Here is a 14083-nt window from a genome sequence, read left to right on the forward strand (position 1 = left end):
AATGGTCGAAATCGTCAACCGCCCTTACGCCAAGGCTTTCGAAGCCTTCGCCACCGCGCGCCCGGAAGTTCTGTGCCTTTCGGCTGATCTCACCTCGTCTTGCGAAGTCGACGGTTTTCGCGATCGGCATCCGGAGCAGTTTCTCACTCTCGGCATGGCCGAACAGAACATGTTGTCCTTTGCTGGCGGTCTCGCCATGCAGGGGTTCCGGCCGTTCATCCATACCTTTTCAGTTTTCCTCTATCGACGGCCCTATGACCAGCTGATCAACTCGATTGCCTATTCCAATCGCAAGGTGCGATTGATGGGGTTCCTTCCTGGCATCACCACACCGGGCGGCATTACGCATCAGGCGATTGAGGATATTGCCGTGTTGCGCGCGGTACCGAACATGACGATCCTCGAAACGGGTGATGCGACGGAAGTCGAGACTGTGTTGGAAGTCGCCGACAGCATCGACGGCCCGGTCTATGTGCGCATCCTGCGCGGCGAAGTACCTCGTCTGTTTTCAACGCCCTTTGAATTCAATAAGCTGCGCACGCTCTCGGAAGGCGATGACATCCTCGTCGTCTCTTCCGGCGTATGTACCGAGGAAGCGCTGCGCGCCACCGGCCCACTTGCCGCGCGTGGTGTCGGCATCCATCATCTTCACGCCTCCACGCTGAAACCATTCGATAAGGACGGTCTCCTGAGAGCCGCGCGCGGCAAGAAGGGTATCGTCACGCTGGAAAACCACACCATCATCGGCGGCCTCGGCTCGCTTGTCTCGGAAATCCTTGCGGAAGAAGGGCTTGGTATCCGCCTCAAGCGCCTTGGTCTCAACGACACTTTTGCGCACGGCGCCTCGAAGCCATATCTCATGAAGAAATATGGGCTTGATGCTGGCGCTCTGGTTTCGGCAATTGAAGAACTTGTCGGCAAGAATCTCGCCATCGGCGAAGAGGAGCTGGTGGAAGTGCGCCTCGATCATGTGCATTCCGCACAGAAGGCCGAGGCGCTTTGATGGCACCGCGCTTTACGGTTACCTATTTCGTGCGCGCCGCCGACGAGGCGGAGGCCAAAGCGCGTGCGCTCGACATTGCGCTGGAACAGACCGTGGAAATCCCGCGCAACGTCGTGCCGAAAGGCTATGTCGAGGACGAGATACTCGGTCGGTTGGAAAGCCTGCTCCAGGATCCCGAAGGCAGACCGGGATTTCTCGCCGCAATCTCCTATTCGGAGGACGATATCGGCGGGGATTTCCTGCAGTTTCTCAACATCGTCTTCGGTAACAGCTCCATCAAGCCCGGCATCAAGGTCGAGGATATTGGCCTGTCGCCGGGCCTGCTTGATCTGTGCAAGGGACCACGCCACGGCATAGTAGGCCTGCGTGCCCGCGCTGGCATCGGCGAAAAGCCGCTCTTGATGTCCGCCATCAAGCCGGCCGGCCTGTCGACTACGGAGCTTGCCCGCCTCGCCTATGATTTTGCGCTGGGTGGTATGCATTTTGTGAAGGACGACCACGGTCTCGTCGACCAGAAGACCGCTCCCTTCGAGGAGCGGCTGAAGGCCTGTATTGAGGCGGTCGGCGAGGCGAATGCGAAGAGCGGCGGTCGCACGAGTTTCGTTCCTAACATCACAGGCCCTGCAACCGCGATCATCGAGCGGGCAAAACAGGCGCAGGAATACGGCGCAGGCGGTGTAATGATCGCTCCAGCGCTTGCAGGCTATGATATCGTGCGTACACTTGCTGCAGATCCGGATTTTTCCCTGCCCATCGTCTCGCACCCGGCCTTTTCCGGCGCCAACGTCGTCTCACCCGATTGTGGCTTCACGCACCGTGCCTTTTTTGGCACGCTGCACCGCCTGATGGGCGCTGACGCCGTGGTCTATCCAAATTTCGGTGGCCGTTTCGGCTTTACTCGCGAGGAATGTCAATCGATCGCAAAGACCTGCTCCGTGGATATGGGTGGTCCCAAGGCCATCGTCGCGGCACCCGGCGGCGGCATGACCTTCGCCCGCATCCCGGAAATGCGCGAAGCTTACGGCAATGACATCATGTACCTCGTCGGCGGTGCACTGCTGTCGGAACCTGATCTGGTCAGCGCATGCAAACGCCTTGTTGCCGCAACGGAGTGAACAATATCAAACTGCACCCCGCCACGATGGAGGTTCGTTGATCGATCGCCAACGTTATGGCTCCCCCCTCTGCTTCAGTAACCTCGCTTGCGGTCAATCTCCCCCATAAGCGCTTCGCCCGTCTGCAGCCGCTGCAGGTTTTCAACGAGTATGTCAGCCGCTCCATGGCTGTCAGTCACGCAAGCAATATGGGGGGTGAGGATTACTTTTGGATGCGACCAGAGGGGATGCGCCGATGGAAGTGGTTCAGGGGCAGTCACGTCAATGAAAGCCGACGAAAGATGTCCGCTATCGAGAGCTGTAAGAAGCGCATCATAATCCGTATGCGGCCCGCGGCCGACCAGAATCACACTTGCCCCCCTCGGCAGACGCGCAATAAACCCGGCATTGATCAAGCCTTCCGTCTCCGTTGTGAGCGGCAGAAGGCAAACCAGTATGTCTGTTTGCGCAACGAATTCGTGAAGCCCATCCTCACCGGAAAAACACTGCACACCCTCAATATTCTTCTCGCTGCGGCTCCAGCCGGACAGTGGGAAACCGAAAGGCTTGAGCGCCGTCAACGCGGCCTGTCCAAGATATCCAAGCCCCATTACACCCACCCGGCGGCGATGCGCACTTGGCTGAGGAAGCGTCTGCCAAATCTCGTCACGGCTTTGTTTCAGATAAGCGGGCAATTGTCGGAATACGGACAGCACGGCGAGCGTCACATATTCCTGCATCATCCGTGCAAGACCTGGCTCGGTCATGCGGACAATGCGAACGTGAGAAGGAATATCTGCTTCAAGAAATTGCTCTACGCCCGCCCCACTTGAGAAAATGATTTCCAATGCAGGGAAGCGCTCCGCCAGCCCTTCAGGAACCTGCCAGCATAATAAATGACGAACCCTTGCCGCAGTGTCTGCATCCAACGCGCCGGAGAGGAACTCCATCTCCGGCAGTTCGTGGGCAAACACGTCGCGAATCTGCTCGGTCCGCGCTGCATCCAGATAACAATAGAAAGCCATGACGCCTCCAGCGCGACACAAGGCATGTGTCACGCGTGAATTTGGATCAATGATTGAGAACGCGGCGCAGGAAGTCCTGTGTACGCGGATGCTGGGGTGCGCCGAGCACGTCCTTGGCCTTACCCTGTTCAACGATGACACCACCGTCGAGAAAAAGTACACGGTCAGCTACGTCGCGGGCAAAGCCCATCTCGTGCGTCACCACCAGCATGGTGAGCCCCTCATCGGCAAGACTGCGCATGACATCGAGCACATCGCCCACCAGTTCAGGATCGAGCGCAGACGTGGGCTCATCGAAAAGGATTGCCTGCGGCCGCATCGCCAAGGCGCGGGCAATCGCAACACGCTGCATCTGACCTCCGGAAAGCTGGCCCGGATAGTGGTTGGCCCGGTCTCCGAGACCCACGCGCTGAAGCAGATGCTCGCCATATTTGCGAGCTTCGGCTGGCTTTTCACCTTTGACGTAGACCGGCCCCTCAATGACATTCTCAAGTGCGGTTCGATGGGGAAACAGGTTGAACCGCTGGAAGACCATCGCCATTCGCGTGCGAATATCGTGGATCGAACGATCCTTCGCGTTGACCCGCTGGCCTTCGATCAGAATATCGCCGCCCTGATAGGTTTCCAGCCCGTTCAGGCAGCGCAGCATCGTGGATTTTCCCGAACCGGAGGGACCTATGAGGCAGACCACTTCACCCTTCTGCACATCAGCACTGATGCCCTTGAGAACCTGAAGCGGACCATAGGATTTGGTGACGTTCTTTATTTCAATCATCGCCATGATCAGTGTCCGTTTCTTTTACCAAAGAGCTTTTCGAGACGCCCGACAGCCATCATCAACGGCAAGCTCAGGCAGAGGTAGAACATGGCAACCAGCGTATAGACGCTCATGTTTTTGAAGGTCGAAGAGGCAAGCAGCTGACCTTGTAGAGTTAGTTCAGCAACGGTGATGGCCGATGCCTGCGAGCTGTCCTTCAACAGCATGACCATGATGTTGCCGTAAGGCGGCAGGATCACGCGAACAGCCTGCGGCAGGATCACGCGGCGCATCGTCATGAACCAGCCCATACCGATGGACTGCGCGGCTTCCGTCTGCCCATGGTCGATGGCTTCGATACCAGCGCGGAAATTTTCTGCCTGATAGGCCGAATAGGCAATGCCGAGACCGATGATACCAGCCTGAAGAGCGGACAGCGCAATGCCGAATTCCGGTAGAACGAAGTAGATATAGAACAGCTGCACCAGAATGGGGATACCGCGGATCACATTAACGATAGCTGCGGCAATAGCCGACACCCAGCGAATCCCCGATACCCGCATCAGCGCCCAAACGAGCCCCAGAAGCGTCGAAAGGACAAGGGAACCCAGGGTCACGAGAAGCGTGTATTTCACGCCTTCCAGCAAGATCGGGAAGAACTCGCGGATGTCCATGAGAAAATTTTGCATTGGCTTTAACTCTATTTATTTGGCGCGATCAAACGGGGATTAGGCCTTGCGGCCGGTAGGCCCCGTCTCGTGCGCAGACCGGAAAGCATGAAGAGCTTCAGCTCGGACGCGCGCGTGGAGCACACCTGAAATTTCGAGCATGGGGATTGATCCCCATGCTCGCACTGGAATTATTTCAGTCCGTATTTCGCAAGAATTTTCTGAAGCGTACCGTCCGACTTGATGCGGGCAATGGCCGCGTTGATCTTGGGCATACGTTCATCGCCTTTGCGCAGGGCCAGGCCAAACTCGCCGCCAGCCGAAGCTTCATAACTCTCGACCATCTTCACCTTGGGGAACCGGCCCTGAGAGAGGTAATAGGCAGCCATCGGACCATCCCCGAAACCGGCATCGATACGCCCGGCGTTCACGTCGGCAATGATATCGGGAATGCCCTTGTAGACCTTAACATCGCTGAACAGCCCGCTCTTCTTGAAGAGATCGACGAAAGTGGTCCCCACCTGCACGCCGATAGTCTTGCCCTTGAGATCCGCATAGGTCTTGTATGCGGTATCATCCGAAACCGGTACGAAGACGCCTTCGCCATAACCATAGACAGGATCAGAGAAGTCCACGACCTTTGCACGTTCTTCCGTGATGAACATTGCCGAAGCAATCATGTCGATCTTGTTCGAGGTTAGCGATGGCACGAGCGCCGAAAACTGCACGGCTTCGAATTCCGGCTTGATGCCGATATCCGATTCAATGGCCTTGACTACATCGACCAATACGCCATCCATCGCCTTGGTTTCCGTGTTCACAAAAGTAAACGGCAAACCGGTGGGCGAAGAGCCTACTTTGACGACCTCCTGGGCCAAGGCAGGCATCGCGCCCCCCATGATGACCGCCATAGCCGCCAGACCGAAAATTTTCTTGAGACGCATGACATTCTCCTTCCTAAATGCAGCGATAAGCCTGTTATTCGTAACGCCGGTTGTGAAACCGCGTTTGATAAAGTGAAATTCGTTGTGACCAGCGTCCGCGTTGCGGCTTCTCACTTGTGGCCACCCTGAGAACCCGTGCTGTTTCTCAATGCTCGTTCACTGGATGCGGTTGCCTCCAACTTGCGATCCTTCCGTTCAAGGTCGGCGAAAACCAGCGGCATGAACCAGGCTTTTCCGCGCCACGTAGGAACAAGACGTGGGGGACGAAAATCGAAACTGCTCTCGCTGTTCGGTACACCCAGTATTTTCTGCGCTGCTTTGAGGCCGAGCCAGGGAGCCCAGACAACACCCGAGCCACAGAAACCGGTTGCATAATGAACCGCTCCACGTTGAAAAATTCGAGGCACCATGTCCCGATTCATCGCCACATAGCCAAACCAGCTATGCGAGATACCAACGCCTTCAAGTTGAGGGAAAACCCTGCACATTTCTGCATAATTGCGCTGCGTGGCACTATCCGGGTCGCCTCGGCTTGTTACGTCACGCCCACCGAACAAAATGCGCCGTCCATCCGGCGATGGGCGGAAATAGTAAGTCATAGCACGGGTGTCGGTGAGCATTTTCAACCCCGGCACCAAGTCGCGCACACGTTCCTCACCCAGATCCTCGGTTGCGATGATTCGTGAACGCAAAGGCACTAGCCGCTGACGCAACCAACGGTCCGAATGGTCGGTATAACCGTTCGTGCAAACAAGGACTTCGCGTGCCTGAGCGCGGCCACGCGCGGTAATTACTGTCTTTTTATCAGCGCCTTGGTCGATACCTTCTACGCGGCATTCGGCGTGAATCAGCACCCCTTCAGCGAGTGCAAGCCGCACCAGTTCCGCATGAAATTTTGCCGGATGCAGACCGCCTATATCCATACGCACGCTGCCGCCAGCATAGAGGTCCGTGGCGATATGGCGGCGAACCTCGTTCAAGGGAACCGCATAGGATTCAATGCCGGTCGCTCGCTGGATAGCTTCAGCGCTTCGCGCCATATCGTCATATTCGGCGCGCGTCATTGCACCGCTGAACCGTCCCACAAGCTGGAAATCCGCGTCGATGCCTTCATTAGCCAGAAAATCGATCATGAAGCGACGCGCTTCATGGCCTTCAGCAGCAATCTTGACCGCACGTTCCAAGCCGAACTTGCGCACCAGTGTCTTATCGTCGGGACGAATATTGCCACTGGTAAAGCCGCCGTTGCGGCTGGAAGCGCCAAACCCCAGTTGTTCCCGCTCGAAAACCTGAACCTTTCGCCCTGCGCGCGCCAGATGAAGAGCAGCGCAAAGCCCCGCATAACCCGCACCAACAATGGCAACGTCGCAGTCCCGCTCGATTTCGTGGTTCTCGATGCTACGCGGCGGAGCGGCTTCCCACCAATAAGGTGTATCCTTGTGAGCCATGTCCGATATGTCCCCCTCCATGTTTTGGATGGATTTTGTTTTTAGTTTATTGAACGTGGATCAAATATGAAGCAGAATAGTGAAAACTAATCAACCCCGATTCAATCCTGTTTGTAGCGAGAGCCATCAAAGGATGCCAAAAGTGAACAAGGCAGAAATATCCCCGACCAGCGAGCCTGCGCCCAACGACGCAGGGGATATCGGAGCGCGCATTCGCTTGCGACGGCAGACGCTGGGTCTCACTCTCGGTTATCTGTCGGAAGTCTCTGGTCTGTCGACGGGTGCCTTGTCACAGATCGAGCGGGGCCTCGTATCGCCGACTGTGCGCACCCTTTATACGATTGCCGAGGTGCTCTCCATGAGCCCGGCCCAGCTCATCGACCCACAAGGCTTCGCCGCTGCCGCCCGAGCTAATCCCTATGTATTGCGTGCCGGAGAACAGCCAGAAGTGCTGAACGCTGGTGGCGTCATCAAGCACCGTGCTTCGCCTGAACTCATTGAGACCATGAAATCCTTCGCAGTGCGGATCATTCCGGGCGGGAGTTCCGGTGAGGAATGCTACACGCATTCCGGCGAGGAACTGGGTTACGTCATTTCGGGCAGTTTCACGCTGCAGATTGAAGACGCACAGTACCTGCTTTCAGCAGGTGACGGATTTGCACTGCCTTCAACGACCCGCCACAGATTCTTCAATAATGGTGAAGCCGAAGCCTTCGTGCTCTGGGTGAACAAACCCGAGTGAAGTCGCTCGACAGGCCGAAAAAACGCTGGAGAAAGATGAAAATGGCAAGCAGCCCTGAGAGCTTCTCACGCTCATTATGGTGGAACGCAGCTGGCGAGGCAAAACCGAACCATTCCAAACTGAATGGCGTGCACGAGGCGGACGTCGTTATTGTTGGAGGCGGCTTTACAGGCCTTTCCAGCGCGTTGTTCCTTGCCGAACGCGGGAAAACTGTAGTGGTCCTTGAGGCGCGCCATGTCGGCTTCGGCGCATCAGGACGCAACGGCGGACAGGTGATCCCCGGTTTGAAGCATGACCCAGAAGATCTTCTGGCTGCCTATGGTCCAGAGCACGGCAAGCGCATGATCGACCTCGTGGGTGGTGTAGGCGATCTTGTTTTCGACCTTGTACGCGAACATGGTATCCAATGCTCTCCTGTTCGAGCCGGGTGGATACAAGCCGCCCATTCCCAGCTTGCAACCGCTGCCGTCCATAAACGTGCGCGGCAATGGCAGGCGCAAGGCGTCGAAGTCGAGATTTTGGATCGCGCGCAGATTACTGAGCTTTCCGGCACGGAGCGCTATTTCGGCGGATGGCGCGATCCCCGCGCAGGTGCCCTGCAGCCGCTGGATTATGCCCGTGGGCTTGCCCGCGCCGCCACGGCACGCGGCGTTCAGATTTTTGAAGACTCCTCCGTAACTTCCCTGACGCCGGAGAATGGCGACTGGATTGCAAAGACCGCAAATGGGTCGGTTCGCGCGCGCGAAGCACTTGTCGCCACCAACGCTTACACTGACAACCTCGTACCGGGTCTTGCTCAAAGCATTCTTCCGGTGCAAAGCATGCTGATCGCGACAGAGCCGCTTTCAGAAAAGCAGCGGCGGGAGATCATACCAGGCGGAGTGGTTCTATCCGAAACACGCAAGATCGCTTTTTATATGCGCCAATCTGAAGACGGGCGTTTTCTTATTGGCGGACGCGGCGCCGTCGGAATGAACGAAAAGAACGCGCTGATGGAAGCGTTGAAAGCCGGAATGGTGCGGCTGTTTCCACAGCTCGAAGGTATCGGCATCGATTATCACTGGTCCGGGCACGTGGCGCTGACCATGGATGGCCTGCCACATCTTCACAATCCTGCTGCGGGCTTGCATGCCATGCTTGGCTATAATGGCCGGGGCGTTGCCATGGCCACCGCTTTTGGCAAGATGTATGCCGAATATATCGCCGAAGGCCGCCCCATGGTTTATCCAACCACAAATATACCGCGCCTTGCCTGGCATGCGATCCGCAAGCCTGTCATGGACCTCGGCATCCGCTGGTACTGGATCAAGGACAGCCTTGGTTTCGCATCGAAATAAATCCCATGCAGAGAGAACCTAACGTGCTGAGAAACGTAATCAATCTGGGCGTTGCACCTTCTTGCGGCTCCGATCTGGAAACAGCTTTCCGAGCCGTCAGCCTGGACGGTCAGTCGACGGAACCTTTCGGCTTCGGACGCGCAATCCTTTCTGGCCAAGGAACAGGGGTGGAAAGCCTGTTTTCCTCCATCATAATGCTGCGTGATGGTGCTTTGAATATCCGGGACAATAATGGTCTCGAAATCACACTGACCCAAGGTGAGGTAGCAAGTCTGCCTGCAGGCATATTTTCATGGGAGGCGCGCGCGGCAGATTGTGTCATCCTCACGATACATCAAGAGAGCCTAAGCGTATCCTTCGGTAAACTTGATCTTGACCATCCCATGTCACCCGGCGGAGCGCCCAATCCGGCACTTCTGACCACCCCTGCACCAACAACTTCCCGTCACGAGTTCCAAAGTGACGATCCAATCGCCTGGGGCATCTGGGCCACGACGCCTTATGCTCGTCATCCGATCACCTATTCATTCTCGGAATTGATGATGCTGCGCAGGGGCGAGGTGACATTGTCAAACCCTGATGAGGGAAGCGTGACATTCGTGGCGGGCGATATCTTCCTCGTTCGTCCCGGCGCTGTAGCAGCATGGGACAATCCGAGTGATCTGGAGAAGTTTTGGATTATTCACAGTCCGAGTTAGGCCATTTCCAGTAAACACGCAAAGCACCTAACGAAGGAAATCAGTTCAATGGACTGATTTCCTATGCCTGCCAATTCCCACGTGGCAAGACCTGCCCTTCAACCGCCCTTGCATGCTGAAGGAACAGCGCGGCCCACGCCCCATGAGAGACGTCCCTGTATGATGGTCAGCGTTTGTCGGCCGTTCGAATAGGTCGTACCTTCTTTGCCGATAGAAGGTAAATCAATCGCCGCATTGCCGTTAACAGAGACGGAAGCACGGTCACCGAAGAGGCGTACCGCCAACTGAGTGCCATCCTCGCACTTGTAGTGGCTAACAGGATAGGGATTGCCAGCACCGATTGACGCACCGGACGCGGACTGGCTGAAAGCCCCAAGTAGCAGGACACAAAATGCTGCGCTCAATAAATTTTTCAACGCGACAATCCTCCGGGTTAGGAGTTAGCCAGCGGAAAGTATACGAGATTTCATGGCTACGGAAGTACACTTAATCATCATAACGACACCGTTCACGGACAGAGGGATTGAACGGAGTAAGGCCAAAACGAATTGGATTTCGCTGTAAAATTACCCTGAAATAAAACCCGCATAGCCGTCGCCCAATGTCTTGTGCAGAATTGCCGAATAAGCTGCAAAGGATATGTCGCCAGGTCGCACCCGCCCAAATGACGGATCAGCGAACTGCTTCATGGGAACAAGTGCAAGTGGTGTCGAAACTGGTGTCAGATGTGCACCCTGCCCGGCGCGCAATGTCGTCAGGATGCCGAACATTTCGCCTGTGATGCTTGGGCGGGAGAGCACGGCCATACGGTACTGGCCGGATGTATTCGTGACGAGATAGATGTGTCCCGAAAGATGTGGAACGGAGACAGCCCCCTGTTGTGAGAACGAGACGTCAGAACGTTCACGCTCACGAAAATTGAGATGCCCGGCATCGAAATCCCAACCGATTTCCGTGATGTAAGCGAAGATGGCCTTGTCCTCCCCAAAGGACGGACGCAAGGTCAGGTAATCACCTTCGAGCCATGAAACCGAGGCGCGCGAATAGGCGCCCAGCTCTTCCGCTGCGTGACTGTCGCCATTTCTGGCCAGCTGGGCGGGCGCTTCACCTGCCTGTTCGCGCAGGGCGACACCCATTGCCTGTTCGAGCCGGATGATGGTTGCGAGCGTGAAGGGCCTGTGACCCGACAGCGCCTTTTCCAAAGTCGAGAGGCTGATCCGCGCTTCATCGGCCAGAAGCTGGCGCGAAATACGCCGTCGGGCGATTTCCTCACGAACCCGGACTGCAACACGGGCATTGATCTGGTCGGGCAGATGAGGGTCCTGATCGGACATGGCTTATCCTGAACTGCGTACTTTTCTGCACAATTCCACACATATGCGTAACCGGCAAGGCGGTTTGCGGAAAGTGACGGCTGAAACTTGGCAAAGCTTACGCTGGAGTGGAAACAGTGGCTCCAGCGACAATGGCTCCAGTTCTTCGAGGTGAACAAGGAGCACGTCATGTCACCCGCGATAAATCTTCCAAATCATAGCAATAGAGGTCGGGTACTCTCCCGCTTCTGTTCGTTCATCTGGTTCTGCAACATGGCGTTGCTGCCAGCACTGGCTGTCATTTTCTGTCTGTTGCAGATCGTGCAGGCCAGCGCTGAAACACCCGCTCTCGTCAGGCCGAACGAGGTTCAATCCGGCAGCCTTCTGCTTGAGACAAACGAAGCCGGACGTTACGTCGAAGCGCCTCGGCTCGCAACGGACGTCAATCTCGATGTGAGTGGGCCGACGGCCCGAGCCCGGCTGACGCAGGCATTCGAGAACCCGACCAATGGTTTCGTTGAAGCCTTGTATGTTTTCCCATTGCCAGAAGAAAGTGCGGTCTATTCGCTGAAGATGGTTATCGGTGATCGCGTGATTGTCGCTGACATCAAGGAGAAGCAGAAAGCCCGCGAAATATATGAACAGGCGAAAAGCGAAGGCAAAAAAGCAACGCTGATCGAGCAGCAGCGACCCAACGTGTTTACCAATGCGGTCGCCAATATCGGTCCGCACGAGAAAGTCGTCATCCAGATCGAGTATCAGCAGGCGGTACGTCTTTCCGATGAGCGTTTCTCGCTGCGTGTGCCTTTGGTCGTCGCACCCCGTTACAATCCGGACAATGCCTCCCCGGTTGTCCAGGAAGTCGAAATAAAGAACGGCTGGGGCAAGTCGCGCGATACGGGCAAGCCTGATACTTACAATACCCCGCTTGTAACGCCTTTGGCCCCACCGACTGCCCTGCGAACCAATCCTGTGACCATCTCAGTCAAACTGAAGGCAGGCTTCCCGCTTGGAAAGGTTGAGAGCCTTTTCCACAAGGTAAGGATCGATACGACGAACGACGCGACACGGGAAATCACGCTGGACGGAGCTGCAGCTGCTGATCGTGATTTCGTTCTGGAGTGGAGCGCCGTCGCAAGCGATGCACCACAAGTCGGGCTGTTCCGCGAACATATCGGCAAGGATGACTATGTGCTTGCCTATGTTACGCCACCGGCGCTTGCCAGCCCAAAAAAGGTCCAGCGTGAGGTCATCTTCGTGATCGATAATTCCGGATCAATGGGTGGTACTTCCATTGAACAGGCGAAGGCGAGCCTGGATTATGCACTGTCGCAACTTCAGCCCGGAGATCGTTTCAACGTGATCCGCTTCGACGACACATTGACCAAATTCTTCGAAGATTCAGTCGATGCCAATCAGGAGAATATCGCGTCCGCCCGCCGTTTCGTGACGAGCCTTGAAGCGCAAGGCGGCACGGAAATGTTGCCTGCCCTTCATGCCGCGCTTGATGACAGTAATCAGGGTAATGGATTGCGCCAGATCGTGTTTCTGACCGACGGCGAGATCAGCAATGAGCAGCAATTGCTGGATGCCGTTGCAGCACGTCGGGGGCGCTCGCGTATTTTCATGGTCGGCATCGGCTCTGCCCCGAACTCCTATCTGATGAACCGTGCGGCAGAACTTGGACGTGGAACCTTCACCCATATCGGGTCGGCGGCTGAAGTGGACGAACGCATGCGGGCTCTGTTCGACAAGCTTGAAAACCCGGCTGTTACCGATCTGAAGGCCAATTTCTCGGAAAAGAATGTGAGCATGACACCTTCCCTTTTGCCCGATCTTTATCGTGGTGAACCACTTGTCATCGCAGCGCGAATGGGCAAGGCGATCGGAAACCTTGCTATTGAAGGCCAGATCGATGGCCGTCCGTGGACAGTCAATCTGCCACTCGATCAGGCAATGAATGCTGAAGGCATTTCAAAACTGTGGGCACGTCGCAAAATCGATGATGCGGAAGTGGAACTAACCCTTGGGAAAATTTCCCAGGACGCTGCCGATGCGCGCATTCTCCACCTTGCACTGGAGCATCATCTGGTCAGCCGGCTGACGAGCCTTGTGGCTGTCGACAAGACACCGTCGCGACCGGCAAATTCTCCGCTGACCCGTGCCGATATTCCTCTGCAACTGCCCGCGGGCTGGGACTATGACAAGCTGTTCGACATCCGTGCGGATCGCACCGTCGGGGATCACGCAAACATGGACATGAATGGTGTAAATGACGCTGTCCGCAGCCACGAAAGCCCTACATCACCATCATCGCCATCGCAGTCGATCCCGCTGCCGCAGACGGCAACGTCAGCGACACTACTGCTCATGCAAGGCTTGGGTTTGATGCTGACTGGCCTGTTCGTCTTCTGGTTCTTCCGCCGCAAGGAGAATGCGTGATGTCTATCAATCCGATTATGACAGGGAGCGCACTGTGGCGCTCCCTACTCCCCACGGTGGGCATGGTGCTGATTGCGCTCGGGATGATAATTGCCAGTCAGGGAATCTGGATCCATGCGAAGGCATTTGTGGCACAGATCCTCCTCGAACGAGCTTTTGCGGAAAGCATTGAAACTGGCGCACCAGTCAAACCCTGGAGCTGGATCGATACATGGCCGGTTGCCCGCATCGAAGCTCCACGACTTAATGAATCCGCCATCGCGTTGAAAGGCGCCAGCGGTCAGGCATTGGCTTTCGGCCCCGGTCATCTGGACAATACGTCGATGGCCGGCGAACGGGGAACAGCCGTCTATGCTGCGCATCGCGACACACATTTCGCTTTTCTGAAGAATATCGAGAAGAACGACCAGATACTCGTCACCCGCAGCGACGGTAAGACGATTTCCTATCGTGTCAGTCATATGGCCGTCGCGCGTTGGGATGAAGCGAAGATCGCCGTGAATAGCGAAGGCCGCCATGTTGTGCTGGCGACCTGTTATCCATTCGATGCTATCACGCCTGGGCCGCTTCGCTATCTGGTTTATGCGGATATGGAAGAACCGCAATAACCCA

General features: G+C 56.2%; 14 protein-coding genes. 7 read left to right on the forward strand and 7 right to left on the reverse strand.

Annotation, left to right across the window (positions count from 1 at the left end; translation table 11 throughout):
- The first annotated feature begins 1 nt into the window (after position 1).
- Together KWJ32_RS10915 and KWJ32_RS10920 are read left to right on the forward strand one after the other, a co-directional pair.
- A complete protein-coding gene (locus tag KWJ32_RS10915; RefSeq protein ID WP_011983111.1) occupies positions 2-1003 on the forward strand; it encodes a transketolase C-terminal domain-containing protein in 1002 nt (333 codons plus the stop codon).
- Positions 1003-2118 carry a RuBisCO large subunit C-terminal-like domain-containing protein gene (locus KWJ32_RS10920; protein WP_011983112.1) on the forward strand — a complete coding sequence of 372 codons (1116 nt, stop codon included), beginning with the start codon at positions 1003-1005 and terminating at the stop codon, positions 2116-2118. Before KWJ32_RS10915 ends, KWJ32_RS10920 begins: the two co-directional genes overlap by 1 nt.
- A 74-nt stretch (positions 2119-2192) precedes the next feature.
- On the opposite strand, the gene KWJ32_RS10925 is transcribed toward KWJ32_RS10920, so the two are convergent.
- The 5 genes from KWJ32_RS10925 to KWJ32_RS10945 all read right to left on the reverse strand — a co-directional run bounded on the left by KWJ32_RS10925 (position 2193) and on the right by KWJ32_RS10945 (position 6939).
- The gene (locus KWJ32_RS10925) at positions 2193-3122 is read right to left on the reverse strand and encodes a glyoxylate/hydroxypyruvate reductase A (protein WP_011983113.1); all 930 of its coding nucleotides are present in this window, start codon (positions 3120-3122) and stop codon (positions 2193-2195) included.
- Positions 3123-3168: 46 nt separating this feature from the next.
- On the reverse strand, positions 3169-3897 hold the full coding sequence (locus KWJ32_RS10930) for an amino acid ABC transporter ATP-binding protein (protein ID WP_010660472.1): 729 nt from the start codon (positions 3895-3897) through the stop codon (positions 3169-3171).
- Between the two features lie 8 nt (positions 3898-3905).
- Entirely contained in the window at positions 3906-4568 is a 663-nt protein-coding gene (locus tag KWJ32_RS10935; RefSeq protein WP_011983115.1) for an amino acid ABC transporter permease, read from the reverse strand.
- Positions 4569-4738: 170 nt separating this feature from the next.
- The gene (locus KWJ32_RS10940) at positions 4739-5491 is read right to left on the reverse strand and encodes an ABC transporter substrate-binding protein (protein ID WP_010660474.1); all 753 of its coding nucleotides are present in this window, start codon (positions 5489-5491) and stop codon (positions 4739-4741) included.
- Positions 5492-5601: 110 nt separating this feature from the next.
- Positions 5602-6939 (reverse strand): FAD-binding oxidoreductase, encoded by a 1338-nt coding sequence (locus KWJ32_RS10945; RefSeq protein ID WP_011983116.1) that lies wholly within the window; start codon positions 6937-6939, stop codon positions 5602-5604.
- 133 nt (positions 6940-7072) lie between these two features.
- Here KWJ32_RS10945 and KWJ32_RS10950 point away from each other — a divergent pair, with 133 nt between their 5' ends.
- Genes KWJ32_RS10950 through KWJ32_RS10960 form a run of 3 tightly spaced genes read left to right on the forward strand, consistent with a single transcriptional unit; the run spans position 7073 to position 9716 of the window.
- A complete protein-coding gene (locus KWJ32_RS10950; RefSeq protein WP_011983117.1) occupies positions 7073-7681 on the forward strand; it encodes a cupin domain-containing protein in 609 nt (202 codons plus the stop codon).
- 41 nt (positions 7682-7722) lie between these two features.
- Complete coding sequence (locus KWJ32_RS10955) at positions 7723-9018, forward strand: FAD-binding oxidoreductase (protein WP_040128782.1); 1296 nt, start codon at positions 7723-7725, stop codon at positions 9016-9018.
- A 23-nt stretch (positions 9019-9041) separates the two neighbouring features.
- Positions 9042-9716 carry a cupin domain-containing protein gene (locus KWJ32_RS10960; RefSeq protein WP_231771529.1) on the forward strand — a complete coding sequence of 225 codons (675 nt, stop codon included), beginning with the start codon at positions 9042-9044 and terminating at the stop codon, positions 9714-9716.
- 98 nt (positions 9717-9814) lie between these two features.
- On the opposite strand, the gene KWJ32_RS10965 is transcribed toward KWJ32_RS10960, so the two are convergent.
- Together KWJ32_RS10965 and KWJ32_RS10970 are read right to left on the reverse strand one after the other, a co-directional pair.
- Positions 9815-10120, reverse strand: coding sequence for a hypothetical protein (locus KWJ32_RS10965; RefSeq protein ID WP_036588329.1), 306 nt, complete (start codon positions 10118-10120; stop codon positions 9815-9817).
- Positions 10121-10282: 162 nt separating this feature from the next.
- Positions 10283-11050, reverse strand: a complete 768-nt coding sequence (locus KWJ32_RS10970; protein WP_011983121.1) for a helix-turn-helix transcriptional regulator — start codon at positions 11048-11050, stop codon at positions 10283-10285.
- A gap of 168 nt (positions 11051-11218) precedes the next feature.
- Here KWJ32_RS10970 and KWJ32_RS10975 point away from each other — a divergent pair, with 168 nt between their 5' ends.
- Together KWJ32_RS10975 and KWJ32_RS10980 are read left to right on the forward strand one after the other, a co-directional pair.
- Entirely contained in the window at positions 11219-13471 is a 2253-nt protein-coding gene (locus KWJ32_RS10975) for a marine proteobacterial sortase target protein (RefSeq protein ID WP_011983122.1), read from the forward strand.
- Complete coding sequence (locus KWJ32_RS10980) at positions 13471-14079, forward strand: class GN sortase (protein WP_011983123.1); 609 nt, start codon at positions 13471-13473, stop codon at positions 14077-14079. The genes KWJ32_RS10975 and KWJ32_RS10980 overlap by 1 nt, the downstream gene beginning before the upstream one ends.
- Positions 14080-14083: the final 4 nt, after the last annotated feature.

This window comes from Ochrobactrum sp. BTU2 (assembly GCF_024539785.1).
Taxonomy (GTDB): Bacteria; Pseudomonadota; Alphaproteobacteria; order Rhizobiales; family Rhizobiaceae; genus Brucella; species Brucella anthropi.